This is a genomic window from Vibrio crassostreae, assembly GCF_041439375.1.
Lineage (GTDB): Bacteria > Pseudomonadota > Gammaproteobacteria > Enterobacterales > Vibrionaceae > Vibrio > Vibrio crassostreae_D.
Genome location: NZ_JBGONY010000012.1, coordinates 37383 through 63522, shown reverse-complemented (window position 1 = coordinate 63522; position 26140 = coordinate 37383). Strand labels below are relative to the sequence as shown.

Below are 26140 nucleotides of genomic sequence, written 5' to 3'. Positions count from 1 at the left end.
CGCCCCACACTAATAACAGCGAAAATTATCTGATAGGCGTTCATTCACTTTACTTCGAATCTAACTTATATTTTCAAGATAACCTTCAAAGACTTACTCTCATGAAACAGTTAAAAATAGGTCTACTTATATTAATGTGTGGTGTCGGCGTATTAGTTGCTCTTACCCATTTCCCGTTAACGTCACAGACGGGGCAACGTATTGAAGCCAAAGTGATTTCTAACACGCTCACTCAGTCACTAGACGGACATAGGCGCTACCTCACGGTTGAAACTCAAAACAACGAAATATTTCGCGTTTCCATTCCACCAACAACAGACTGCCCTCTTGATTCTGTGGTCGCGCTTGATACATTAAACAATCAAATAACCGGACAAAGCAGCTATCAGTTCATCCACTGTAGAACAGCGCCTTAGTCGTCGATATAACAACAAGAATGGATATAAGAAGAATGACTCAGCCACTCATTTCACCAGAACAACTTCAACAACGTTTGCTAGAAGAAAACAACATTATAATCCTAGATGCCAGTATCGAATTTCAGATCCCAAGTGAGTCAGAAAAGATCAAAGGACAAATGATTCCTGGGGCTATTCGTTTTGACTACGATAAAGACTTTTGTAACAAGCACACTTTGCTTCCTCACATGTTCCCGACCGAAAAACACTTCAACACTCGCGCAAAAGAAATTGGCATCAATCAAGACAGTACGGTTGTGGTTTACGATAACTCAGGAACCTTCGCATCCCCTCGTGCGTGGTGGATGTTTATGGCAATGGGACACAACGACGTATACATCTTAGATGGCGGTTTGCCAGCTTGGATCGAAGCCAGTTACGCGACCGAGACTGACTATCGAACCGAAGTAAAAGTGGGTGATTTTGAAGGCAATATTCAAGACAACTATTTTGTTACTGCTCAGCAGATTGAAGGTTACTCCACTGCCAAAAGCGCAAACATTGTCGATGCTCGTTCTCAAGCTCGCTTCGATTCAGAAGTTCCTGAGCCACGTGAAGGCTTACGTAGTGGCCATATACCGAATTCGATTTGCCTACCATTTGCCCAAGTGCTCGATAACGGTAAGTTAAAACCTCAAGAAGAGCTCGTCGATATCTTTTCAACGTTGCAATTAACCCCTTCTCAGCCGATGTTCTTTAGTTGTGGTTCTGGAGTAACAGCCTGCATCATATTATTAGCCGCTAAACTGGCCGGATATTCAGGTAAAATGGGCGTTTATGATGGCTCATGGACTGAATGGGGCGCTAACGAGAAATTACCCATCGCTGTGACTAAAAGGTAATTCAACTTCGCTTACTGCCACTGTTAGAATATACTGCGCATGCATAAAGAGCTTACTCGTAGTGATGACTTAACGTCTCACACAGTAAGCTCTTTGCTTTGCGGTAATGCTACGTCGTTTGAAAACAAATCTGGATTTACTCGGTTGCTTTTAATCTATAGCGATTTATTGACCATAAACCGTGATTAATCTTGGGTAAATCGTTATCAATGTGGTGAATAATAATATTTCACTCAAGAATCTCTGCTCGTAGTCGTTACACTATTTAATCATTGATACTGTCATCATTGATGTTTGTATCTTTCGTTGCACGAATCACGCTGACGACCCAATAGTTTGTCACTTGCACTCTGTTAAAAGTAGTAACCAACAAAAGGCATCTCATGGCTCTATTTAAGAAAAATATCTGGTCGCTGTACGCGTTGATCGTACTACTGACCCTGATACTTTTCGCCGCGTTGGGCGTAACTAAATGGCAAGCCAACAGAGATGACTTCACCCAACAACAACATATCCAAGTCGAGCTGTTTTCGAGCTCTGTAAGCTCACTCTTGACCAGTCAAGAGGCACTGCTTGAAGTGGTTGGGCACCAACTCGCCCAGCAGTCTGACTTCACTCGTACTGCCTCCATTCAAATTCGACCAATACTGGATAAACTGCTAGATACTCACCCTGCGATTGCAGCGTTTGGCTTGTTGAACACCGACGGTGACTACCTCTCGATCAGCTCAAATCTCCAACTTGCGAATCAAAGGAACTTGCTTCAATACGCGCCAACGAAAGACTCCTTTTTAGACGCCCTATCAAGCAGTAGCATGGTGCTTGGCCGTACCTATTTTCAAGAATCGTTGAATAGCTTGGTTATCCCGCTGAGAAAATCCATTTCGATCGATGGTAATAAAATCGATGCAGTAATGACCGCAGGGCTGCGGTTGGACGCCACGATCGTATTTGAAAATAATGCTCACGCCGGAAGTTTCAATACACTAAGCCTGATCAGAACAGACAGTTATCGCCAGTTTTATTCGAGTGATATCGAATCTGAAAGTGCATATTCCTCTCCAGTAGGCAAAGATGTCCTACAACGTATTGCACGGACCTTTACCGACCACTTCGGAATCAGCGTGCAAGAAGCGATGAATGGGCAAGAAACCTACTCTTTTGTCGTCGACGATGAACAATACCACTCTTTAATGAGCGCAAAATACATCCCAAACTACAAATTATGGGTGGTTGGACGTACGGATCTAACTCACGTCGATAGCATATTTATACAAGAGTTCAGCATTCTTTTCGTTGCCTTTATTTTTCTTCAATTTGGTTTCTACTTTTTGGTTAAGTCGATTGCCAAGAATGAACAACGCACTCGTAGCCAACTCATTTATCAGGCTAACCATGATCCATTAACCTCTCTACCAAACCGCTTGTACATGCGTAAAAATATTGGTAAATGGATTGAGGATGAGTCAGAGCAGTTCTCGCTGTTGTTTATTGATATCGATAACTTTAAATGTGTCAATGATACCCACGGACACGACTTCGGCGACAAGGTGCTCAAACAAATAGCTTTGCGTTTGATGCGATTCCGATCTCGACTCAGCCTCTTAGTACGTGAATCAAGCGATGAGTTTTTGTTCTTAACGCCATTGTCGAATGAAGCTGAGGTAAAACGACTCGCCAAGCGTATTATTGAAGTACTTTCTCAACCTTATGAAGTTGAAAGCGCTCAGTTTTTGTTAGGTTGCAGCATCGGCGTAGCTCGTTTCCCTGAACACGGGAAAGATCTAGACAGTTTATTACGTTCTGCCGATATTTCGATGTACAAAGCGAAACAACAGCAAAACTCATACAGTATTTTCACAACGGAAATGCAAGATGCGCACCTCTACAAAATGAAAGTAGAACAAAGGCTACGCATCGCTATCGAGAAACAAACGCTGTTCATGGTTTTCCAACCACTGGTTCGTGCAAATGAGAGTATTCACGGTGTAGAAGCACTTGTTCGCTGGATTGATGACGAATTGGGTTTTGTTCCGCCGGATGTCTTTATACCGATAGCAGAGAACACAGGCTTAATGCAAAAACTGGGTACTTTTATTATTGAGTCCAGCATTATGCAGATCACCCACTTGCACCGAACAACCGAACAAAAGATCGGGCTGTCGATCAATATATCGGTTCGTCAGTTTTCCCATAAGTCGTTCTCTGACCACTTATTCGCTACGCTTGAAAAGTATCAGTTCTCTCCAAGCTGTTTAACGCTAGAGATAACTGAGAGTTTGTTCATTGAAGATGTAGCTATAGTGAAACCACTGTTTGAAGCACTCAAAGAAAACGATATTAAGATCTCTCTGGATGACTTCGGTACCGGCTATTCATCGTTGAGCATGTTGAAAGCACTCCCTATCGACGAACTTAAGATTGATAAGAGTTTCATTGAGAACATAACTATAGACCAGCAGTCACTGACTATGGTGCAAAACATTATCGCAATCGGTAAAAACTTCGGCATGGTGGTATTGGCAGAAGGCGTAGAATCAAACGAACACTTCTCGATTCTAAAGGCCTGTGGATGTGATTTAATGCAAGGCTACTACTTCTCTCGCCCTATCCCTTACGATGAGCTGTGTGAGTATCTAGCACCAACTCAGGTTGAGACAATAGAGCTACCAGAATCAACGGCATAGCTGTCAGTTGATCTCACCAAGCTCACGAATAACACGATGAATCAAAAAGGGAGCCCAAACGGGCTCCCTTTCGCTTATCAATAACACTTGTACCTTAACGATTTTCGTCTAACTCAGCGTGCTTCATCTGCTCATCTAAGTTTAAAACAGTCAAAGCATTACTTACGCTGGTTGCTATAACATCAACCACGCCAGTTCTTAACGCACCTAATAATGCGAGGGGTTTACTGTTCTCGGCAGCGATAGCGATCACTTCTGCTATTGGTCGAAACTCTTCTAAGCCCAAACCGATCACTCGATCACTCATAACGGTGTTTGCCGCTTTACCGTGAACGTCAAAAAAGTCATAGCCAGCAAAGTCACCAACAACGCCCTGTAATAAACGAGATTGAACCACTTCGCCTGCGGTAAACCAACCTAGGTCAACCATGTAACTGTTTTCGCTCATGTCACCGATACCGACTAATGCAACGTCGGCCTTTCGGGCTAGATCGAGTGTTTGCTTAACGGTGCTGTTTTCCATGAATGCCGTTTTTTGTGCTTTGTTTTCTGCATAAGCGGGCGCGTATAAGGTTTCAGAAGACCCACCGTACTTTTTGGCTAGCTGCCTACATATGTGGTCGGCATTAAACATACCGCCTCTTGGGTGAATACCGCCGATGCCACACACGAACTTACAATCACGAGGGGTAATTACACCAGTATGGTGAGCAACAGACGATACGTTTCGGCCTTGGCCTACTGTCACCACCATGCCATTTTTCAAGGTACTGGTTAAATAGTTAGACACTAAGCCTGCAACTTGGAGTCGCTGCTTCTCTTCATTCGGTTGATCTAGTGCCACAAGTGCGCGTTTCACACCAAAGCGCTCAATTAAGCGTTGTTCTATCTTGGCACTGAATACTGGGTGGTATTTCACGGTGATCTCAACAATGCCCTCATCGCGGGCTTGCTTGAGCATTCGACCAACCTTTGCACGAGAGATAGAGAACTTTTTAGAGATCTCTTCCTGGGTGGCACCATCTTGATAATAGGCAACCGCTACTTCAGTCAGGAGATCAGTGTTTTCTTCGGAAACATCTTGGATATTCTTACTCATATACCACTCAACCAATATTTAACAATTATTTTACCTGCTGTACTTCCTAATATAGGAGAGCTCAGTAAGTGATACACAAGCTTACACCCTGAACATATGTAACAACAAGGAACATTTGCTCAGTATCATAACCATAGTTTTGTTGTTGATTAATTCACCTCACTTTGTTCGTTAAACGTTTGCTTGCATGCCCCATGATTACTAGAGCGAAATATATTTGACTGAAGTCACCATACAGCACTATTTACCGTTGACTTTGGGGCTAGATCGGATAAATATGGCTACATCATTTACTCATCGAGCGAACAAATGTTCTGTGCAAATGTTCGTTCGGAGAAAAATTTAAATTAATGTAAGTTAGGCTCACTGGTACAACCATGAGGAACTTCATTAGTTCGCTTGCAAATGCCCACACCTCTCCCATTAAAGGGGTGTTCTGCGATACATAGGATGATCAAAATGAGCAATAAATTAGAGCAACTTCGTAAACTAACAACTGTTGTAGCTGACACTGGCGATATTGAAGCTATCAGCAAGTACACTCCTGAAGATGCAACAACTAACCCATCTCTAATTCTTAAAGCCGCTCAAATTGCTGAGTACGCTCCTCTAATCGATGCTTCTATCGAATACGCTAAAGCACAAAGCGATGACAAAGCACAGCAAGTTCAAGACACTTGTGACATGCTTAACGTAAACATCGGTAAAGAAATCCTTAAAGTAGTTCCAGGCCGTATCTCGACTGAAGTTGATGCTCGTCTTTCTTACGACATGGAAGGCAGCGTTGCTAAAGCTCGTCAGCTTATCAAAATGTACAACGACGCTGGCATCACGAACGACCGCATCCTTATCAAACTGGCTTCAACTTGGGAAGGTATCCGCGCTGCTGAAATCCTAGAGAAAGAAGGCATCAACTGTAACCTAACGCTTCTATTCTCTTTCGCTCAAGCTCGTGCTTGTGCTGAAGCTGGAGTATTCCTAATCTCTCCTTTCGTAGGTCGTATCATGGACTGGTACAAGGCGAAAGAAGGTCGTGATTTCGAAGCTTCAGAAGATCCAGGTGTAATCTCTGTTTCAGATATCTACAACTACTACAAAGACCACGGTTACAAAACTGTTGTTATGGGCGCAAGCTTCCGTAACATTGGCGAGATCCTTGAACTTGCTGGTTGTGACCGTCTAACTATCGCACCTCAACTTCTAGCAGACCTAGAAGCAGCAGAAGGTGAAGTAGTAGAGAAGCTAATCGACTCTAACGGTACTAAAGAGCGTCCAGCAGCGATGACTCACGCTGAGTTCCTATGGGATCACAACCAAGACGTAATGGCTGTTGAGAAACTAGCTGAAGGCATCCGCAACTTCGCAGTTGACCAAGGCAAACTAGAAGAAATGATTGCAGCTAAGCTGTAATCACTCTTACCAATTTCAAATAGGGGAACGTTCAGTTCCCCTACTTTTATCAATTTGTTTATCTTAATTTTTATTCGGAAGTTTCTATGAACCGCAAACATCTAGCTAACGCTATTCGTGCTCTAAGCATGGACGGCGTACAACAAGCAAACTCTGGTCACCCTGGCGCACCTATGGGTATGGCGGACATCGCTGAAGTTCTTTGGCGTGGCCACTTGAACCACAACCCAGCAAACCCAGAGTGGGCTGACCGCGACCGTTTTATCCTGTCTAACGGCCACGGCTCTATGCTGATTTACTCTCTGCTTCACCTAGCAGGTTACGAGCTTTCAATTGAAGATCTTAAGAACTTCCGTCAACTGCACTCTAAGACTCCGGGTCACCCAGAGTACGGTTATGCACCAGGCATCGAGACGACTACTGGTCCTCTAGGTCAAGGCATCACTAACGCTGTTGGTATGGCAATGGCTGAGAAAGCGCTTGCGGCACAATTCAACAAAGAAGGCCACGACATCGTAGACCACTACACTTATGCATTCATGGGTGACGGCTGTCTGATGGAAGGTATCTCTCACGAAGCATGCTCTCTAGCGGGTACGCTAGGTCTTGGTAAGCTGGTTGCTTTCTGGGATGACAACGGTATCTCCATCGATGGTGAAGTTGAAGGTTGGTTCTCTGACGATACACCTAAGCGTTTCGAAGCTTACGGCTGGCACGTAATCCCAGCAGTAGATGGTCACAACTCTGACGCTATCAACGCAGCAATTGAAGCGGCTAAAGCAGATCCTCGCCCTACTCTAATCTGTACTAAAACAGTAATTGGCTTTGGTTCTCCAAACAAAGCAGGTACGCACGACTGTCACGGTGCACCACTAGGCGCTGAAGAAATTGCAGCAACACGTAAAGAATTAGGTTGGGAGCACGGTCCTTTTGAAATTCCGTCGGAAGTTTACTCAGAGTGGGATGCGAAAGAAGCAGGCGCAGCTAAGGAAGCAGCGTGGAACGAGAAACTTGCAGCTTATGAAGCAGCATACCCTGAGCTGGCAGCTGAATTCAAACGCCGCGTAAACGGTGATCTTCCTGCAGAATGGGAAGAGAAAGCATCGGCAATCATCGCTGATCTTCAAGCTAACCCAGCAAACATCGCATCACGTAAAGCATCTCAAAATGCACTAGAAGCGTTCGGTGCTATGCTACCTGAATTCATGGGCGGCTCTGCTGACCTTGCGCCTTCTAACCTAACCATGTGGTCTGGTTCTAAGTCTCTTGAAGCAAACGACTTCTCAGGTAACTACATCCACTACGGTGTACGTGAATTCGGTATGACAGCTATCATGAACGGTATCGCCCTGCACGGTGGTTTCGTACCATACGGCGCAACGTTCCTAATGTTCATGGAATACGCTCGTAACGCTATGCGTATGGCAGCTCTGATGAAAACTCAGAACATCCAAGTTTACACGCATGACTCTATCGGTCTTGGCGAAGATGGTCCTACTCACCAACCGGTTGAGCAGATCGCTTCTCTACGTCTAACTCCAAACATGAGCACATGGCGCCCATGTGACCAAGTTGAGTCTGCAGTGGCTTGGAAACTGGCAATCGAGCGTAAAGATGGTCCTTCTGCACTTATCTTCTCTCGTCAAAACCTTGCACAACAAGATCGTGACGCTGAGCAAGTTGCTAACATCGCTAAGGGTGGTTACATCCTGAAAGATTGTGAAGGCAAGCCAGAGCTTATCCTTATCGCAACAGGTTCTGAAGTTGAACTAGCGGTTAACGCTGCTGCTGAATTAACAGCTGAAGGTAAGAAAGTACGCGTAGTTTCTATGCCTGCAACCGACGCGTTTGATAAGCAAGACGCTGAATACCGTGAGTCTGTACTTCCATCTGACGTTACTGCTCGTATCGCAGTAGAAGCTGGCATCGCTGACTTCTGGTACAAGTACGTTGGTTTCGGTGGCAAGATCATCGGTATGACAACGTTCGGCGAATCTGCACCAGCAGGTGAGCTATTCAAGATGTTTGGTTTCACTACTGAAAACGTAATAAACACAGCGAAAGAGCTTCTAGCTTAATCTTGAAGACACTGTCTCGCCTTTAAATAGGTTGAAGCATACTAAAAGCCCCGCATGAAAATGCGGGGCTTTTTTGTATCTTTGCGTTTTAGCCGTTAAAACGTAAACCGCGCACCCACTCGAATCGTATTCTGCTTTAGGTTTTTGCTATAAGTATGGTCATATCCAGCGTCGACAGCGAGCCAAGAAAGAATATCAACCGAACTCACAATCCCGAAGTTATTTAGACCATGTTGATGGGTATCTGAATAGCGATAAAAAGGTTGCAGTGACCAACGATCATTGAGTGATACGACAGCCCCCGCCTCACCAATAAAACCCTCATCGTAATTTTTAATGGTCTCTCGATCACACGGATCCCAAATGGTGTCATTACGGCACGAAGAGCGTCTTTCCGGTCTTACCCAATTCACACCACCAGAGGCATACAATTCCACTTGTTGGCTGACAGAATGGTACCAACCCAATTGAATAGACATATCGGACAAAGTCGTTGAAGATCGTGTGGTCTTCGAAGAGTCGAAACCAACAAACAGAGAATCCGTTACAGCATAATTCCCCCCGAAATAGCCGCCGTAAAGTTGCTTACTGCCTGAGTTATTGTAAGAACCTTCAAAGTAATCTTGAAAGCCATCGTCACTGACTCGTGTATTCTGATATCCCGTATAGAGATAGTGAGAACCCTTTGAAGCTAAGCTTGGGAAACTCATAAGACTGAAACAAAAAACGGTAAAAATAAGGGGGCGCATCTCGGTAACTCAAAATTTGATTAGGATGTTAGAAGTGTAACTCAACGGTAATTGAACGGTGTTCTATTTTTGTTTCAAAGATTTACAAACCGATAATACTAACTTATAAAAAAGCCCTGCAAATTTCGCAAGGCTTTCTCTTATCTCTCATTCAGCTTGTCTTTAACGGTTATTTCTCTTCGAAGCGCTTCGCCAAGTGATAGAACTCATTCACTTGCTCTTTTAGCTCAGTGGAGTGATCTTTCACGGAATGCGTTGCCACTAAGTTTTGCTCGGCAGTAGACGCGATAGACTGCATGTGCAAGTTTACATCACTCGATAACTGACGCTGTTTATGCGCGGAACTTTCGACAGACTGCATCAGCTCGTTCATTGATTGCATCAAGGTTTCCACTTCAGACAAGCGCTCTGCACTCACCTTCGCCACATCACCACACGCGTCGGTTTGCTCTCGATTGGCCAGGATATCCTTTTGCCAACCTTCAATCGTCGCTAACATGGTGTCGATACTCTCTTTGATCTGAACCGTAGCCTTTGACGTACGACCTGATAGCGCACGTACTTCGTCGGCAACAACGGCAAAGCCTCGTCCTTGCTCGCCCGCTCTAGCCGCTTCAATTGCTGCGTTTAGTGCCAACAAGTTGGTTTGTTCGGCGATTCCACCAATCTCTTCCATTATCTTACTTACGCTCTGCGCTTGATCGCTCAATTGGTAAGTTGTTTGAGTCGCCTTTTCAGCCTGTGAAGCTAAGCTTTCTAAATTTCGATGGGTTTGATTAATGCTCTCTTTAGCACCAGCACAGGTTTGCAAAGTTACATCAACAATCTGGTGCGCTTCTTCTGTACGATAAGAGACCTCGTTCGCAGTTACTTCAACCTCTTCAGTCGCCTCTCGTACTTGAAGAATGTCTTTTGTTTGTTGGTCTAAGGCTTCTGATACTTCAAATGACGTGGCATTCAGGTTGTCCGCCAAATCCTGTAGTGGCTTGGCTGAGTCTGTCATGCGACCTAACACGGTGCGGATTCTTGCAGACAATAGTTTTAAGTGAAAGTCGGCAACAGAGAACTGACTATTACCTGAATAGACAAGGCGACTGACACTATCGAATTTAGATTGCAGCTTTTTTAACTGCAATGGAGTATCAATGAGCTCTTGTCGGAAAAGCAATGCTAATGCGGAAACAGGAAGTAAGCTCAACAACCATTGCGATACTTGCCCTACTTCGATTAGGTTTGAAATCAAAGGGGCTGCTAAAGAACCTAGTAACACTGCGTAACGAACACTGTCACTGATCTGCAACGACCATTGACGACCCGACCTCTCAGCCTTCAATAAGCTTTGGTAAGCCTTATCCGCGACTTGTACCCATTCGTTTTTAGGCTTAACACGAACCGATTGGTAGCCACTCACCTTCCCGCCATCATAAATAGGGGTAACGTAAGCATCAACCCAGTAGTAACCACCAGATTGGGTTTTATTTTTTACGATACCGCGCCACGCTTTACCCTGCTTTAGGTTAACCCACATATCAGCAAAAGCCGCTTTCGGCATATCGTTATGCCTCACGATATTGTGGTGTTGCCCTAGCAGCTCTTGTTGGCTGTATTCCGCAATGCGACAAAAAGCATCATTACTGTAAGTAATCACACCTTTAAGGTCGGTAGTCGAGACAAGTTGTTCGTTTTCGCTTAGAAGCGTTTCACGAGATTGAGAAGATGAACTGACAGTCATTTATATTAACTTTTGTTAATTATTGTTTTAGGCGAGGAATATATACAATTATTAAAGTTATGACAAAATATGAACGTCACATTTTATGTAAATGCCTGCTATTTATACAAAAATACGCCTGACACCTCACAAAGCTCAAAGCTTCACGCCTTTTCTCTTCTCAAATTAGCGGTCATGACTCATCTAAGTTAACTGCAGTGGTAAATTTCACGGTTCTCATTGAAACAGAGGTATGGAACTTGCGAATGTTTAAGTCTTTGCGCAGTACTCGTTCAACAAAATCTTCGTAGGCTTGAATGTCTTTGACCGTCACAATCAACATAAAGTCAAAACTGCCCGATATCTGATAGCACTGCGTGACCTCTGACGCCTTAGAAATAGAATGGCGAAAGATTTGATAAATATCCCCTCGGTCTCGTTCCATTTCTACGGACACAACCAAAGTCATCTTACTGCCTGTAAGCTCTGGGTTGATAATAGACACATCACTCACAATCACGCCTTCCTCTCTCAATCGTTTCACTCGCTTTAAGCAAGCCGGAGGCGATAACCCAACCATCTCAGCCAATGTGAGGTTTGGGATTCGGTTATTCTTCTGCAGTTCAACGAGAATATTTCTATCTATACGATCAATTTCCATAATTTCTCAATACTCTAATTTCATGACTAATAATTTCGAATACTACGACAAATAAAAAATTCGAGTCGAATATTGATGTGGATTTTGAAATAACCATCACAATAATCAAGGTAAGATCTTCTCATTCCAAACAATCGAACCATGGTCGTAACTATGAAATCAATCTATCAATTTTTTAAAGAACTCCTCAGAGAGATTTTCGATGTCACCTCGACTCTTTTCCGAATCATGATTCCAATCATCATCGTGATAAAGGTCGTTGAAGAACTTGGCGGCGTCGTGATTCTTAGCGAATGGCTAAGCCCAATAATGGAAAGCGTCGGATTACCGAAAGAAATGGGCTTGGTATGGGCAACCACCATACTCACTAACATCTATGCGGGGCTGATTATTCTTATTAATTCCGATGCTCCCTTAACGGTTGCTCAAGCCTCGGTTTTAGGCAGCATGATGCTACTAGCGCATTCATTACCGATTGAGGGTGCAATAGCTAAAAAGGCGGGTGTGAGTTGGCTGGCTACGCTATCAGTGAGGGTCGGTGGTAGCTTGGTGCTGGCATGGTTACTCAATCTCAGTTATCAAGACGGGGATTTGCTCAACTACCCAGCAACCGTGCTTTGGCAGCCTGAAGTATCTGGAGACACGAGCTATCTTGGATGGGCTATTGAGCAGCTAAAAAGTTTTGCTGTTATCTTCATCGTCATTTCAGCACTATTACTGCTACTCAAGATTTTAAAGATTCTAGGCGTTGAAAAGCTCATGGCAATATTGTTAAGACCCTTCTTGAGACTGCTAGGAATTAGCAAGGACGCAACCAACTTAACGATCATCGGAATCACGCTTGGTCTTTCGTTTGGCGGCGGCTTATTGATCAATGAAGCTAAAAAGGGACATATCTCGGCGAGAGATGTATTCACTGCAATCATGCTGCTCAATCTACTCCACAGTTTGATTGAAGATACACTTTTGATCATGTTAATTGGGGCTGACTTTTACACCATATTTTGGGGAAGGTTAGTATTCTCAGTGCTGGTTATCGCCTTAATATCAAACGTCATTAAGCGCATGAATCCACGTACTTGTGAACGTTATTTTTATCGTGATGTCTCTCAGTCATAAGTAAATCGCCAACGAGAATAAAAGGAAAAGAGCTCAAATACGGGCTCTTTTTTACGACTTGGTGCTCCTATCACCTCCGCTATTGTTAAATTTCACGCCCTTGAAACACTGAAAATAATTTCAGCATGGGTATTTACTAATAACTCAATTATTACATGCATTTTTTAAACATAGATAATAAAAAATTTGTTTTATTAATTTTAACTCCACACCTTGTATAAAGCGTTCTGAAGCAGAATAACCATTTACCTAACGATGATATTAAATATTAAAACTATCAGCTATTAATGCGCCCAACCTTACTAAATAACTGACAATAAAATAAATAACCATCCTTATTTGATATTAACTCTTAATGTTGAAACCGGAACGAATAATGATTTGTAATGATTATTCGTTTGATTGGTTAATTTTATAAATATATTTTGTTACATAATCAAAACTGATGGCTTGATATAAGAATGTCACACAAAACAATGGCTTTAATGGTTCTCATTTTTTCCTCACTGTCACAGGCTTCCACTATTGAGAACGACGAACTATTGCTGAAGTCATTGATTGAACGAGGCGTTATCTGTCCTGGCTTAACCTATGAGGGCAATCAAGAAGCTTTGCGTATCTATCTAAACGCTAAAAAAGTAAAGAGCACTCAGTTTGATTCAAAAAATAGAAAAGAGACAACCAATACAAAAGAAATAGAAAGTATAAAAAAGATGGAAAGTACGAAACATACAACAAACACACGTCAGTTAAATAAGACACCACAAGAGTGTATTAGGCCAGACTCGGACAACTGATTCGAATAAGGCAGTTGATACTGATATCGACATGGAAATATAAAAAGGAAATATAATGAAAATGATGAGAAAAACATTGTTGGCTTCAGCAATGCTTACTCTATTTAGCGTCAGTAGTTATGCAAAAACACCTATTGATTTAGGCGTTGTTAATGAAGACAAACTTATTGAAATGCTAGTTAGACAAGGCTTAGTCGACCAAGATGCAACCGATGTGGCAAAACACGACGCACTTGACCGTTACTTAAAAAATAAGATCAATTCCGGTTTTAAAGGCGACGCTCAATTCGGTAAAAAAGCACTTGAGCAACGAGCGAAAATACTCAAAGCCATTGAGAAAGGATCTGGCGTTAAAAAGGCCAGCGTCTTTGCTTTGGAAGTCGGCACCAAGCGTACCGATAAAGTACTCGCTCTGTTGGTCGATTTCCCTGATTTGAACTGGGATAACAACAAGCTGACCGAAGAGCACACGCAAATGCTCTACGAGAGCTACAACCCTGAACATTATCAAGAGTTGTTGTTTTCAAATTCTGGCTACACGGGGCCAAATGGCGAAAACCTAATCTCGATGCGTCAGTATTACCAAAGCGAATCAGGTGATAGTTACAGCGTTGCAGGTCAAGCGGCAGGTTGGTATCGCGCCTCTAAACCTGCGTCATTCTATGGTGGTAACTCCCCTACCACCGACAACGACTTAAACGCACAGGAACTGGTTCGTGAAGCGCTTAATCAATTGGCTCAAGATCCGAGTATCAACCTAGCCGATTACGATATCGAAGATCGTTACGATTACGACGGTGACGGAAATTTTCGTGAACCCGATGGTGTGATTGATCATCTAATGGTGTTCCACGCATCTGTGGGCGAAGAAGCCGGTGGTGGCGTATTAGGCCCTGATGCTATCTGGTCTCACCGATTCAACCTTGGTCGCACACATGTGCTTGAAGGTACCTCTAGCTCGCTTCCCGACCGCTTTGGTGGCCAATACGCGGCATTTGATTACACCATTCAACCGATTGATGCCGCAGCTGGTGTCTGTGCTCACGAGTATGGCCATGATTTAGGCTTACCAGACGAGTACGACACGCAATACACAGGCAAGGGTGAACCAGTATCTTACTGGTCAATCATGTCTTCAGGCAGCTGGGCTGGCAAAATTGGTGGCACACAACCAACAGCATTCAGCTCTTGGGCAAAGCACTTCCTACAAAAATCGATTGGTGGTCGCTGGGTTAACGATGATCAAATCTCGATTGATGACCTAGAAGACAACCCACAAGTTTATACGCTGTTCCAAACAACGGATAACAGCCGTCCGAACATGATTAAGGTCGATCTTCCTGAAAAGCAAATTGAAAGTCTGAAACCCTTTGAGGGAGAGTATTCATTCCACTCTCAAAAAGGCGATGATCTGAAAAATAGCATGACTCGCAAGTTGGTGATTCCAGCGGGTGATTCGGCATTGCTTTCGTTCAAAGCGTGGCATGAAATAGAGAAAGACTACGACTTCGCTCGCGTGCTAATCAACGGACAAGCAATAGCTGGCAACATCACCTCAATGGATGACCCATACAATACTGGCCTCGTTCCTGCTATTGGCGGCGAATCTGGCGGATGGGTTGACGCTGAGTTCGACGTTTCACAATGGGCAGGCCAAGAAGTAGAGCTTTCGTTTGAGTACATCACCGATGGTGGCTTGGCGATGGAAGGTTTCTATTTGGATAACCTCAGTGTGGTCGTGGATGGTGAAGTAACCTTAATAGACGATGGAGAAAGCAACTCCACCTTCGCCCTAAATGGCTACAAGCTAAGTAATGGATTCCACCAAGCGCAACACTACTACCTACTGCAATGGCGTAGCCACATGGACGTTGATGAAGGTCTAGCCAACATCAAACGCATGGGCCAACTCATCTCATTCGATCCAGGTTTGATCATTTGGTACGTAGACGAGTCGCTGACTGATAACTGGGTAGGCAAACACCCAGGTGAAGGTTGGTTAGGTGTGGTCGATGCAGACCAGAATGCCATGACTTGGGAAAAATCCGGTGAAGTCGCTCAAACTCGTTATCAAGTTCGTGATGCTGCGTTTTCACTCAAAGATCATACCCCAATGCGTCTTGTGAACAGCGACGATGATGTACTTGAAGATACCAGTTTGGTTGGCAATGCTAGCTTCTCTGACGACCAAGATTACACCTCTCCACAAGCGCCTGATTCAGGACGTATCCTAACGGAGTTTGGCTTAGCCGTTGATATTGTGAATCAGAGTGACAACAACGAATACGGCGTGGTTCGCTTATCGAAAGTAAGCCAACACAACATCGCCCCTACTGCGAACTTCGAGCTCAATGTCACTGGCCTGAACATTTCTGCACGTAACTTCAGTTCTGATCAAGACGGTGAGATCGCCAGTTATCTATGGGACTTTGGCAACGGCACAACAAGTAACGAAGTGGCACCAACTTGGTCTTACGAGCAAGCCGGTGAATACACGGTGAACTTGACTGTTGTTGACGACAAAGGCGCTACCGATTCATTTAGCTCCGTAGTGAGTGTTGAATCTCCAAACGCCCTTCCAGAAGCGAGTGCAAAGTACATTCACTTGGGTCGCTGGGTAACCATGTGGTCTACGAGTTCAGACAGCGATGGTCGTATTGTTGATACCGAGTGGACACTTCCAAACGGAAAGGTGAAACGAGGTCGCACATTCACTTCAATCTTCCCTTCATACGGAGAGCACGAGGTGACACTGAAGATAATCGATGACCAAGGTGGGATTACGACTAAGACAATTTTGGTCGACCTGTAGCTCATCTTGGGTCTTAGGTCTTAGGTCTTAGGTCTTAGGTCTTAAACGATAGACCATCAAAATAAGTACGCGGCTCTATCACGCGTACTTACAAGCAAGCTTAAGCACTGTTGTCTTCGAGCATGAGCCAAGACAGCAGTTTTAAGGAAACGTTATTATTTAAGCCGTAAGCAAAAGCCCTACCGATTTGGTAGGGCTTTTTATTTGTCGTAGTTCGAGATACTAGGGTTCTAATCACAGTAACGAATTTACTGAACCACCATTCGATGAGCCATCACACAGGCTGCTTTTGAATACGCGATTTACGAGCACTAAATGCGAACAGCAAGATAACAGCTAACACGAATGGTAATACGTAGATATTGAGGTTCTGCCACCCTGCTGTCGATTCTAGCCAGCCAGAGAGCATCGCTGTAATAGTCACACAGCCAAAGACAATAAATTCATTAAACGCTTGTGCCTTAGCTTTATTCTGCGATTGGTAGGACTGACTAAACAAACCTGTTGCCGCGATAAACATGAAGTTCCAACCCACACCAAGCACAACTAGAGCCGCTCTGAAGTGCCAAATAGATTCTCCATGAATGTTAATCGCGATACAGACGACGAACAGAATCCCGCCTGCCAAGATCATCATTCTTGAGCCAAACCTCTCGATAAGTGATCCGGTAAAAAATGCAGGTACAAACATCCCCAGAACATGCCACTCAATCACACCAGCAGCTTTAGTAAAGTCGAACCCGCAACCAATCATCGCTAATGGTGTTGCCGTCATCAAAATGTTCATCACGGCGTAAGCAACCATGGCTGCAAAGACCGCACCAATAAAGTTCGGCGCTTTAACGATCACACCTAAAGGATCGGCTTTGGGAGCCTGACTATTAAAAGAGACTTTAGGAAACTGAATGGTTTGTAAGATGAGTAACGCAAGAATGTTCAATCCAATCAAAGAAGCAAAAGCACCAATGTACAAGCCATCTTGCGACCACTGTTGAGACATAATCGCCAAGTTTGGCCCCAATACTGCTGCTAAAACGCCACCAGCCATCGATATAGATATCGCTCGATGACGGGCATTTTCATCACACACCTCGATTGCAGCAAAGCGATAAAGCGTGCCAAAACCTATGCCTATCCCAAGTAAGAACGTGGCGAAACAAAACAGATAGAAATTTTGCTGAGACAGTGCGTAAGTGGCAAGGCTAGCCCCTGTAATGCCAACCACATTACCAATGCTAAATCCTCGCTTTCTCCCTAACTTACCTGAAATTAGAGACGCAGGAATAGTGGCTGCCATTAAACCCAAAAACTGCAGTGCAACCGGCAAGGTAATCATGCTCACACTGGGCGCAATCTGCTTGCCGATCAAGCCAATCACAGAGATCAGTAATATGTTACCCGTCATCAACAAGGCCTGACACAGTGAGAGCAGCCAAACATTTCTATTCATCTTCGTTCCTAAATATGAGCACAGTTGGTCAATAGACCAAATAATCAACAAAGTCGCAACACTTTGTTACTCATAGCAACTCTACAAAGCGGCCAATAGACGAATATAAATAGTTACCACCATATGACTTTGATTAGCGTTACTTAAGACGCTAGAGTTGAAATTATCATTACTTAAGATAATAATAATTTTCTGTTATTTATAGGCTTTAGCATTTGAAGGTGAGTATGATCAATCCACTTTGGCTCAATACATTTAAGACTCTGGTTGAAGTTGGACATTTCACCCAAACCGCAGAAAAGTTGTACATGACACAACCAGGAGTGAGCCAGCACATCAAGAAGCTTGAACAAGCTTGCAATTGTGACCTGCTTTCTCGGGAAAATAAAAGCTTCGAGCTGACCGAACAGGGTCGGATTATGTATCGCTATGCGCTCAAGCTAGAAAAAGACCAAGAAGATTTATTCGAATCTCTGAGTTTTGACAATCCTTATGCTGGGCAATGTCATCTATCCTGTTCGGGTTCACTCTCTTTACGTCTGTATCCCAAGCTTCTTGAACTTCAGCAGCAACACCAAGATCTGAGCATTAACTTAGAAGCGGCTCCAAACAAAAAGATATTGAACGACCTAATCCAAGGTACCACCGATATCGGCATTGTCAGGCACTCCCCAAACGACAGTTACTATCAAAGCCAAGTCATTGGTAAAGAAGCACTCTGCCTCATCGTTCACAGCAGTCTGGCTCACTTAGAGATAACACCACAAGTTCTGCACGACATTGGCCTTATTGCGCATCCAGATTCTGCTCACTACCTGTCTTTGTATTTCGATCTGTGTGGAGACAAGGATCTCGCGAACATCAACGTTAATGAAATACCAAGATCTGGCTACATCAATCAGCTTCACCAGATCTTGCTGCCAGTATCGAAAGGGTTAGGCTTTACCGTCTTACCGGCTGGCGCCGTTGAGCACTTCCCAGAAAGAGACAAGTTGCACGTTGTGCCACCCAAAGTAGAGGTTGAGGAAATACTGTATCTGGTTCAAAAACGAAACAGAAAACTGCCGCACCGATACGATACAGTTATCGATCTGATCAAACAAAACGTGAGTGGTTAGAAGCGTTGATTAGTTGATTAGTTGATTAGTTGATTAAATTTAAAGCCTTTAACCCAAAAGGTTAAAGGCTTTAATACTGAAGTGCTTGTTATTCAGACAGTAATCGCTATAAGACAGCAACTGTTATATGCCGACTAAGCAAAGCGGCTTATTCCAAGGTATTGAGAACCTCACACGCTCGCTCGAAGTCATAATTATCTAACGCACTTTGCACATCGTTAAGCGCGACAGAATTTGGATACTCTGCAAGTAACTCGGCCACGTATTGCGTTGCATCGTTATCATAAGCTTCCAGCAGCGAGAGCAGCTTAACCCTTTGATCTTCTTTGACCACGGCTCCCATCGCACTCGCTTCACTCATGTATTCTACTTGTGGCGTCACAATCAGGCTTTCCGTTGCTGTAATAAGCTCAACTAACCTCACCTCACCTTCTCTGAGGGCTTGATCATCACACAAACGATTGTGAGCTTTATCTTCTAACTCCCCCATCAAATCAGCAAACCGGAGGCCGCCAATCGACGCTGCCATACTTTTCAAAGTATGCAGGTTTCTTTCCAGCGTAATCCAATCGTCTTGTGCCAAATTATCAAACGCATCAACCATCATACTTGGCGCACTGCTATGGAACTTCCCAACCAGTTTGTTTTGAAGTTCCGCATCATGATGAGTGAGCTGTTCAAATCGTTGCTGAGAAAACACACTGATCACATTAATGCTGTTAGGTTGACTTGTTAGGTCTTCGAGTTGTTCTGCCTGCCCATCTAACGACGCTACCTTCCCTTCTACCATCACCTCCGGCACGATGTATTTGATGATCAAAGAAGTCGCTTTATCGATGATAATCGGCTTGTCTAAGAAGTCCGTTACACCTGCGTCTCTTGCTCTTTGCTTCGCATCAGCAAACACATTGGCGGACATCGCGATAATAGGAACCTGCGAATCAAACTCACGGATCTGACGCGTCGCTTCAAAGCCATCCATAATCGGCATTTGAAGGTCCATAAAAATCATTTCGTAATCGTTAGTTTGAGCTAACGCCACGGCTTCTGCGCCATTTTCGGCTAGATCAGCATTCAATTTAGCACGACTAAAATATGCCAGAGCTAAATCTTGGTTCAGCTCGTTGTCTTCAACCAACAACACCCTTTGTCCTTTAAACTCAATATGATAATCCAGTTTAAGTTCTTGCGACTTAAAGTCCGCGAGTTCCTCTGTGTTCGATCTAGGTAACGTCAAAGGGAAAGAGAACTCACTGCCATGTCCCAATATGCTCACTACTGAAATTTCACTGCCCATGGCTTGTACAAGCTTTTGACTGATATTAAGCCCTAAACCTGTGCCCCCAAACCTGCGCGTGGTGGTACTATCTGCTTGGCTAAACGCTTGAAATAGTTTATGTAGGTTCTCTTCTGATATGCCTATCCCGGTATCAGAAACAATGATCTTCATACTCACACTGTTCTCGTCAGATTTGACCAGTTCAACGGCTAAGGTTACTTGCCCATGCTCTGTAAATTTAATGGCATTACCAATAAGGTTCAGGATTACCTGAAATAGCCTCAATGGGTCACCAAGCATTGGCGTCTCTAGTCCCGGTGCAATCGACATTGATAAATTCAGCTGCTTTTCGATTGCTTTCGACTCCATCAACTCAATCACATCTTTGAATGTCGTTACAGGATCAAATGGAATACTATCGATAACAAGCTGACCCGCTTCTATCTTTGAGAAATCAAGAATATCGTTGATGATAGTTAATAATGAATGACCCGAACGATGCACTTTCTCAATATAATTTCGAGCGACCGGATTAGATATTTCCCCAATCGCTAGATAAGATAAACCAATAATCGCGTTCATCGGCGTTCTTATTTCATGGCTCATGTTAGCTAAGAATTCAGATTTGGCTTGGCTCGCCAAATCGGCTCGCTTTTTCTCTTCTTCTAGTTGTTCATTTAGGCGTTTCATTTCTGAAATATCAAAAGCCCAAAATAGAGTCGCGACTTCCCCATCAAGCTCGAGTAGGTAGTAACTAACAAGGGCGACAAAACGACTGCCATCAAATTTCCGAAGCACTAACTCCCGATTCACAACCTTACCGTTAAGATTCAGTTCTTTATACAAAGTATCACGATCGGATAAAGTGTTGTAAACGACTTCAACATCAATAGAAGAGAGCTCTCTTCGCTCTACTCCAAAAAGACGTTTCGCCGTATCATTCGTATAACGAACTTGTTCGTCGACAATAACACTCGCAGCTATAGGGGACGTGTTCAAAATGTTGTAAAGCTGATTTTGTGCTTTACGAAGTGCTTCGGTAGCGTTATTGGCAATAATGATTTGCTTGGATAATTTCCTATTCCAAAATACAATCAACAACACTATCACCACGGAAAATACCGAGATGGTATAAACGAGTTGGTAATCAACTTTTTCAATCGCTTTAGGTGCCGCCCATTTAGCGGATATTTTTTGGTGGTCTTCTGCAGAGATACTTCCTATTGCTTTGTTAACAATAGACAGTAATAACGGCTCTGATTTAATGACGTGTAAGGTCGGCGACAAAAAGAAATCCAATCGACCAATAATTCCGATACCTCGATAACCAAATGAATTGATCAAATAATTCAACACATCGACAGTATCAATAAATCCATCGAGCTCACCAGATTCAACTCGATCCAACCCTTCTTTGGTGGATTCGACAAGATCCCATTCAATATTTGGGTAACTTTCAACAATGGCTTCGGTATTAGCACCACTGGCTAATATTCCAAGCTTCCAACCTTTAGCCTCTTTAAGCACAATACTATTTACATCACGCCTTGAAGCTATCGCAAGGCGACTAGAGAATAGCGCTTTTGCTGGCTTTACACTTTCGCCTAATGAGCGATTCTCAACCGCAGCTGACACTAAATGTACTCGTCGATGATCAACGAGGCGACGAGTTTCTTGCCAACTTTCAACGTCGACATGACTAAGACGCAGTCCGGTTTTTTGTTCAATTAACTTGAGGTAATCATCAATCATCCCTATATATTCATCCTTGTTTGACAAAGCTTCATAAGGTAATGAGTTTGGATCGATACCTATCTTTAGTTCGGGATGATCCTTGATCCATTGACGCTCTTTCTGACTTAGGTTAAGAAGTTCACCAGTCAGGCTGTTCGATTGGTAAACATCTGAGATATAACGCTGAGCTCCTTCACCAAACGACTCAAATTGGTCAATTGAAGGGAAATACACATAATTACTCTCAACCGAATTGACATCAAAATAAAATGTCATGAAGCCCGCATTAATACTTCCTGTTTGCGTTTTATAACCAGCACCTTTGGTAACAGATGATAATTCAGACGTATTCTTTTTACTCAGTGAAGAATCTAATACTTCGCCTAAATACCAAGATTCAATCGGTCGTTTATTATTATCCGCTTGAGCAGAAATAACCTTGAATGTGTGCTCAGCATCGAATATGTCAAAGATCTTAGGGAGTTCTTCGAAGCGGTCATTCACAATAAAGTAAGCGGATATTTGAGCGATAATATCGGCTTTTCTAAGTACAGGAGTAAGATCATTCTTAACTTGGGTTTCAAGTATCTGTTCAAACTCATCATCAGTTTGCTTTAAATATTTAATCGCTTCGTTAAAACTGTCTCTTAACTTGGGCGTTCTAAAATCAACATAAATTGGATAGTCGACTTTAAAATCTTCGTGTAGTTCGATTTCACGCATTTCAATGAAACGAGTATTTGTCACAAACCATCTTAATACCCGTTTTTCGACCATTAACAAGTCAACATTTTGTGCTCGTAGTTGAGAAAATGCAGACTCTAAGCTATCAATATCTTCAATTCGATCGATGCTCACCTTATCTTTAAGTAGTTCGACAGAATTTTTTATTGGTGATGTTTCATCGAATAACAAAGCACCTAAAGACAGGTTTTTGGCAGATTTGAGATTCAAGTTACGTCTTTTTAACGAAACGGGCACGAACTCAACACCCATGACTTTATCACTCAAAAAGTGCACTGAAGACCCGTCAGCCTGTATCCCTGAGACAAACGATATCGAACTATTGTTATCGATGGCTTGATTCGCAGCACTACGAGGCAGCGTGACAACGTCACCTAATCGATAGCCCATATTGTTTAGAGCCCTTTGCATAATGTCGTGTTCGATACCGACAGAAGTGCTATCCGGGTACATATATGGTGGATTACCAAAACCAAATACCCCTTTAACTGGAGTCCGGTAGGGTGAGTCTTTTAACCAATGCGATAGAATCCGGTTTTTCTTCCCAATATCAAACGTTGCGATTTGTTGGTTTAACAAAGCAAGCAATTCGGTGTCCTTAGTACGAACAACCATTGCAGCTTCTATGTATTTCCAGCGGTCGAGAACGTAATTGACCGCTAAACTGTATACACCACTCTTGTGAGCAAGATTTAATGTTGTAACGGGCTCGGCGAGCATCCCATCGACTGAACCATCTTCCAGTGCTCGGATAGCATCAATCGCAGTATCAAATTGGACTCTTTCGATTGAGCTGAGTTGTACCCCCGACTTTTCTAGATCGATACTATCTTGAACCATGGCGATACGCCGCTTATCGGACTGCTCAATGTTGTCGGTGGTAGGGTCGTCGGTAGGAAGAATCACCGCGATTTGGTAAGGGATGTAAGGATTAGTAGCGAGAAATCGCCCACCTTCGCTCGGATCAAACTGTTGGAAAGGGAAAACATCTCCTTTCCCATCAAGTAGCGCTTGTTTCGCGTCAGAATTAGAGTTTACGCTTATAAAATCCGTCTCAATTCCATAATTAAGTTCAAACTCGTTCGCCCAATCCCGAATGATACCGGACACCTCCCCTTTATCATCAATAAACGAATAAGGATAATGACTGGAAAGCGCGATAAAGGTCACTTTAGGTTTACTTTCTAACCACCGGGTTAAATCATCTTCACTAACACTCACGGCATGAGCATGTGGTAAACCAATGAGAAGAAACAACAAACTAGAAATGAGTATAAAGCACTGCTTAATCCATATAACAAAGCGCTTATTCATCTTTGAATTTCTCTTTAATCGCTAGTATTTCGGGCAAGTTGACGAAAAAAAGATCGACGATAGTCGGATCAAAATGCTTGCCTTTCTGTTCTTCAAACAAGCTCAGCGCCTCATCGACACTCCAAGCCTTCTTGTAAGGACGCTCTGCTGTCAGGGCATCAAATACGTCAGCAACGGCCGCAATTCGTCCGACCAATGGAATATCTTCGCCGGCTATCTGGTTTGGGTAACCACTGCCATCCCACTTTTCATGGTGATACTGCGCGACTTGAATGGCCATACGCATCAGTTTGGAATCGCCCTGCCTACCAAGGATTTCAACACCGAACTCGACGTGTTTCTGCATGGTAGTCCATTCATCGGCATCCAATTTACCTGGCTTCAGTAACACACTGTCAGGAATGCCAATCTTGCCAATATCATGCATCGGCGCTGCATCACGTAAGGTCTCGGCATCTTCGTCTGTCATGCCCAAGGCTTTGGCTAATATCTCGCAATAATGGCTCATGCGCATAACATGCATGCCTGTTTCGTTATCTTTAAATTCAGCGGCTCTACCCAATATGTTGAGCGTTTCTAGTTTGCCGAGATTGATCTCTTGGGTTTTCTCTTTCACCTGACTAAACAAAGCTCGTTGCTGGTCATAAAGAGCAATATGGGTTTTTACACGTTGTAGTGCAATTTCAGGTGTAATTGGCTTCGTTAAATAATCAACAGCACCTAAGGACAAGCCTTTTACTTCGGCTTCAGGGCCAATCTTTGCGGTAACGAATATAATGGGGATATGCGCAGTATTTGGCTGAGCTTTTAATTGACGGCACACTTCGTAGCCATCGATGTCAGGCATCATGATATCAAGGAGAATAAGATCTGGCTGCGGCACCATCTTCGCTATTTTGATACCGATAGTACCGTTAATCGCGACCTTAACTTGATAGGTATCTTTGAGGATTGCCGTTAACACATCTAAGTTACTTGGGGTGTCATCCACGACTAACACTATAGGTTTACGACTCATTGACACCTCTTATAAAAATCAAACAGTTATAAACATAGTGTAGATGGGTTTTCGTACCTCTCAACATGAAAATGACAAATGATTGTTAAAAATGAAGAGTCGATCTTCGAGTGACATCAAACTAACGGTTTGATCCTCGTCTGATGTCAAAAATACGGCAGAGATTAGCGTATAACACAAGAGGGAATATGCTGTCTTGGACATATGAACCATACGAAAAGAGCTCCTCATATGGGAGCTCTTTTCATTTCGGTAACTAAGGGGTTAAGCAGGCTAGAGACCCAGTAATCTAACAACCTGAATAATACATACAGATTCGAACGCCATCGAACTCGCGAATCTCAAATGGGATCTCGTAGATCGATTCCATCACTGACTTTTCAACCACTTCAGAGACCTTACCCGACTTAACCACTTGGCCCTTCTTCATCGCGACAATGTTATCAGAGTAACAAGAAGCAAAATTGATGTCGTGAATCACGATCACCACCGCTTTATTGAACTCATGCGCTAAACGACGCAGCGTCTGCATGATTTCGACCGAGTGTTTAATATCAAGATTGTTCAGTGGTTCATCTAGGAACACATAATCTGTATCTTGCGCCACAACCATCGCGATAAACGCCATTTGACGCTGACCACCACTCAACTCATCAAGGTATTTGTTTTGGATATCGGTAATGCCAAGGTGTTCTAGCGCTGTATCGACGATCTTATGATCTTCGTCTTTCAAGCGACCTTGGGAATGCGGAAAACGCCCAAAACAGACCAGCTCACGAATCGTAAATCGCATATTGATGTTGTTTGATTGTCTTAACACGGCAAGGTGCTTCGCAAGCTCTTTGGTATCCCATTCAGCCAGTAACTTATCGCCAATAACGACCTCGCCCGCATCACTTTCTGTTAAGCGGCTTGCCATTGAAAGCAGAGTACTTTTACCCGCACCATTTGGGCCAATGATAGAAGTCACTTCCCCTTTCGGGAACATGGCACTGGCATCATCCACCACAAGTGTCTTGCCATACTTCTTACTCAAACCTGTTAATTTAATCACTACTTA

At 43.4% G+C, this 26140-nt stretch carries 17 protein-coding genes; 9 read left to right on the top strand and 8 right to left on the bottom strand.

The features are described 5' to 3' along the window. The first annotated feature begins 101 nt into the window (after positions 1-101). The 3 genes from ACED45_RS07670 (at position 102) to ACED45_RS07660 (ending at position 3987) form a co-directional block, all read left to right on the top strand. Positions 102-416, top strand: a complete 315-nt coding sequence (locus ACED45_RS07670) for a hypothetical protein (protein WP_102432962.1) — start codon at positions 102-104, stop codon at positions 414-416. 35 nt (positions 417-451) lie between these two features. Continuing rightward, the gene (locus ACED45_RS07665; protein ID WP_371713673.1) at positions 452-1300 is read left to right on the top strand and encodes a sulfurtransferase; all 849 of its coding nucleotides are present in this window, start codon (positions 452-454) and stop codon (positions 1298-1300) included. Between the two features lie 383 nt (positions 1301-1683). Continuing rightward, complete coding sequence (locus tag ACED45_RS07660) at positions 1684-3987, top strand: putative bifunctional diguanylate cyclase/phosphodiesterase (RefSeq protein WP_371713672.1); 2304 nt, start codon at positions 1684-1686, stop codon at positions 3985-3987. A 94-nt stretch (positions 3988-4081) separates the two neighbouring features. Here ACED45_RS07660 and ACED45_RS07655 read toward each other — a convergent pair whose 3' ends face one another. Then, complete coding sequence (locus ACED45_RS07655) at positions 4082-5086, bottom strand: sugar-binding transcriptional regulator (protein WP_371713671.1); 1005 nt, start codon at positions 5084-5086, stop codon at positions 4082-4084. Positions 5087-5545: 459 nt separating this feature from the next. Between ACED45_RS07655 and tal the strand changes: the two genes are divergently transcribed. Both tal and tkt read left to right on the top strand, forming a co-directional pair. Then, complete coding sequence (gene tal, locus ACED45_RS07650; RefSeq protein ID WP_371713670.1) at positions 5546-6496, top strand: transaldolase; 951 nt, start codon at positions 5546-5548, stop codon at positions 6494-6496. Between the two features lie 86 nt (positions 6497-6582). After that, the gene (gene tkt / locus ACED45_RS07645) at positions 6583-8574 is read left to right on the top strand and encodes a transketolase (protein WP_371713669.1); all 1992 of its coding nucleotides are present in this window, start codon (positions 6583-6585) and stop codon (positions 8572-8574) included. A gap of 95 nt (positions 8575-8669) precedes the next feature. Here the strand turns inward: tkt and ACED45_RS07640 are convergent, their stop codons facing one another. From ACED45_RS07640 to ACED45_RS07630, 3 genes are all read right to left on the bottom strand, one after another. Beyond that, a complete protein-coding gene (locus ACED45_RS07640) occupies positions 8670-9323 on the bottom strand; it encodes an outer membrane beta-barrel protein (RefSeq protein WP_371713668.1) in 654 nt (217 codons plus the stop codon). Positions 9324-9492: 169 nt separating this feature from the next. Then, positions 9493-11055 carry a methyl-accepting chemotaxis protein gene (locus tag ACED45_RS07635; protein ID WP_371713667.1) on the bottom strand — a complete coding sequence of 521 codons (1563 nt, stop codon included), beginning with the start codon at positions 11053-11055 and terminating at the stop codon, positions 9493-9495. 172 nt (positions 11056-11227) lie between these two features. Beyond that, the gene (locus ACED45_RS07630; RefSeq protein ID WP_017086398.1) at positions 11228-11695 is read right to left on the bottom strand and encodes an Lrp/AsnC family transcriptional regulator; all 468 of its coding nucleotides are present in this window, start codon (positions 11693-11695) and stop codon (positions 11228-11230) included. Between the two features lie 153 nt (positions 11696-11848). Here ACED45_RS07630 and ACED45_RS07625 point away from each other — a divergent pair, with 153 nt between their 5' ends. The 3 genes from ACED45_RS07625 to ACED45_RS07615 all read left to right on the top strand — a co-directional run bounded on the left by ACED45_RS07625 (position 11849) and on the right by ACED45_RS07615 (position 16423). Beyond that, a complete protein-coding gene (locus ACED45_RS07625; RefSeq protein WP_061022313.1) occupies positions 11849-12814 on the top strand; it encodes a hypothetical protein in 966 nt (321 codons plus the stop codon). A 461-nt stretch (positions 12815-13275) separates the two neighbouring features. Beyond that, positions 13276-13611 (top strand): hypothetical protein, encoded by a 336-nt coding sequence (locus tag ACED45_RS07620; protein WP_029405926.1) that lies wholly within the window; start codon positions 13276-13278, stop codon positions 13609-13611. 55 nt (positions 13612-13666) lie between these two features. Next, positions 13667-16423, top strand: a complete 2757-nt coding sequence (locus ACED45_RS07615) for an immune inhibitor A domain-containing protein (protein ID WP_371713666.1) — start codon at positions 13667-13669, stop codon at positions 16421-16423. A gap of 274 nt (positions 16424-16697) precedes the next feature. On the opposite strand, the gene ACED45_RS07610 is transcribed toward ACED45_RS07615, so the two are convergent. Continuing rightward, a complete protein-coding gene (locus ACED45_RS07610) occupies positions 16698-17873 on the bottom strand; it encodes an MFS transporter (protein WP_004731587.1) in 1176 nt (391 codons plus the stop codon). A 227-nt stretch (positions 17874-18100) separates the two neighbouring features. Here ACED45_RS07610 and ACED45_RS07605 point away from each other — a divergent pair, with 227 nt between their 5' ends. Beyond that, positions 18101-18991 (top strand): LysR family transcriptional regulator, encoded by an 891-nt coding sequence (locus tag ACED45_RS07605; protein ID WP_017082005.1) that lies wholly within the window; start codon positions 18101-18103, stop codon positions 18989-18991. A gap of 148 nt (positions 18992-19139) precedes the next feature. On the opposite strand, the gene ACED45_RS07600 is transcribed toward ACED45_RS07605, so the two are convergent. The 3 genes from ACED45_RS07600 to ACED45_RS07590 all read right to left on the bottom strand — a co-directional run bounded on the left by ACED45_RS07600 (position 19140) and on the right by ACED45_RS07590 (position 26134). Then, positions 19140-24062 (bottom strand): ATP-binding protein, encoded by a 4923-nt coding sequence (locus ACED45_RS07600; RefSeq protein WP_371713665.1) that lies wholly within the window; start codon positions 24060-24062, stop codon positions 19140-19142. Further along, positions 24055-25080 carry an HD-GYP domain-containing protein gene (locus tag ACED45_RS07595; protein ID WP_054545659.1) on the bottom strand — a complete coding sequence of 342 codons (1026 nt, stop codon included), beginning with the start codon at positions 25078-25080 and terminating at the stop codon, positions 24055-24057. The genes ACED45_RS07600 and ACED45_RS07595 overlap by 8 nt, the downstream gene beginning before the upstream one ends. A 289-nt stretch (positions 25081-25369) precedes the next feature. Continuing rightward, a complete protein-coding gene (locus tag ACED45_RS07590) occupies positions 25370-26134 on the bottom strand; it encodes an iron ABC transporter ATP-binding protein (protein ID WP_371713664.1) in 765 nt (254 codons plus the stop codon). Between the last annotated feature and the right edge of the window lie 6 nt (positions 26135-26140).

Excerpts from the sequence above, each read along its gene's own strand:
- ACED45_RS07635 (WP_371713667.1), bottom strand. The coding sequence starts at position 11,055 with ATGACTGTCAGTTCATCTTCTCAATCTCGTGAAACGCTTCTAAGCGAA.
- ACED45_RS07655 (WP_371713671.1), bottom strand. The coding sequence starts at position 5,086 with ATGAGTAAGAATATCCAAGATGTTTCCGAAGAAAACACTGATCTCCTG.
- tkt (WP_371713669.1), top strand. The coding sequence starts at position 6,583 with ATGAACCGCAAACATCTAGCTAACGCTATTCGTGCTCTAAGCATGGAC.
- ACED45_RS07595 (WP_054545659.1), bottom strand. The coding sequence starts at position 25,080 with ATGAGTCGTAAACCTATAGTGTTAGTCGTGGATGACACCCCAAGTAAC.
- tal (WP_371713670.1), top strand. The coding sequence starts at position 5,546 with ATGAGCAATAAATTAGAGCAACTTCGTAAACTAACAACTGTTGTAGCT.
- ACED45_RS07630 (WP_017086398.1), bottom strand. The coding sequence starts at position 11,695 with ATGGAAATTGATCGTATAGATAGAAATATTCTCGTTGAACTGCAGAAG.
- ACED45_RS07600 (WP_371713665.1), bottom strand. The coding sequence starts at position 24,062 with ATGAATAAGCGCTTTGTTATATGGATTAAGCAGTGCTTTATACTCATT.
- ACED45_RS07610 (WP_004731587.1), bottom strand. The coding sequence starts at position 17,873 with ATGAATAGAAATGTTTGGCTGCTCTCACTGTGTCAGGCCTTGTTGATG.
- ACED45_RS07615 (WP_371713666.1), top strand. The coding sequence starts at position 13,667 with ATGAAAATGATGAGAAAAACATTGTTGGCTTCAGCAATGCTTACTCTA.
- ACED45_RS07640 (WP_371713668.1), bottom strand. The coding sequence starts at position 9,323 with ATGCGCCCCCTTATTTTTACCGTTTTTTGTTTCAGTCTTATGAGTTTC.
- ACED45_RS07665 (WP_371713673.1), top strand. The coding sequence starts at position 452 with ATGACTCAGCCACTCATTTCACCAGAACAACTTCAACAACGTTTGCTA.
- ACED45_RS07625 (WP_061022313.1), top strand. The coding sequence starts at position 11,849 with ATGAAATCAATCTATCAATTTTTTAAAGAACTCCTCAGAGAGATTTTC.
- ACED45_RS07620 (WP_029405926.1), top strand. The coding sequence starts at position 13,276 with ATGTCACACAAAACAATGGCTTTAATGGTTCTCATTTTTTCCTCACTG.
- ACED45_RS07670 (WP_102432962.1), top strand. The coding sequence starts at position 102 with ATGAAACAGTTAAAAATAGGTCTACTTATATTAATGTGTGGTGTCGGC.
- ACED45_RS07660 (WP_371713672.1), top strand. The coding sequence starts at position 1,684 with ATGGCTCTATTTAAGAAAAATATCTGGTCGCTGTACGCGTTGATCGTA.
- ACED45_RS07605 (WP_017082005.1), top strand. The coding sequence starts at position 18,101 with ATGATCAATCCACTTTGGCTCAATACATTTAAGACTCTGGTTGAAGTT.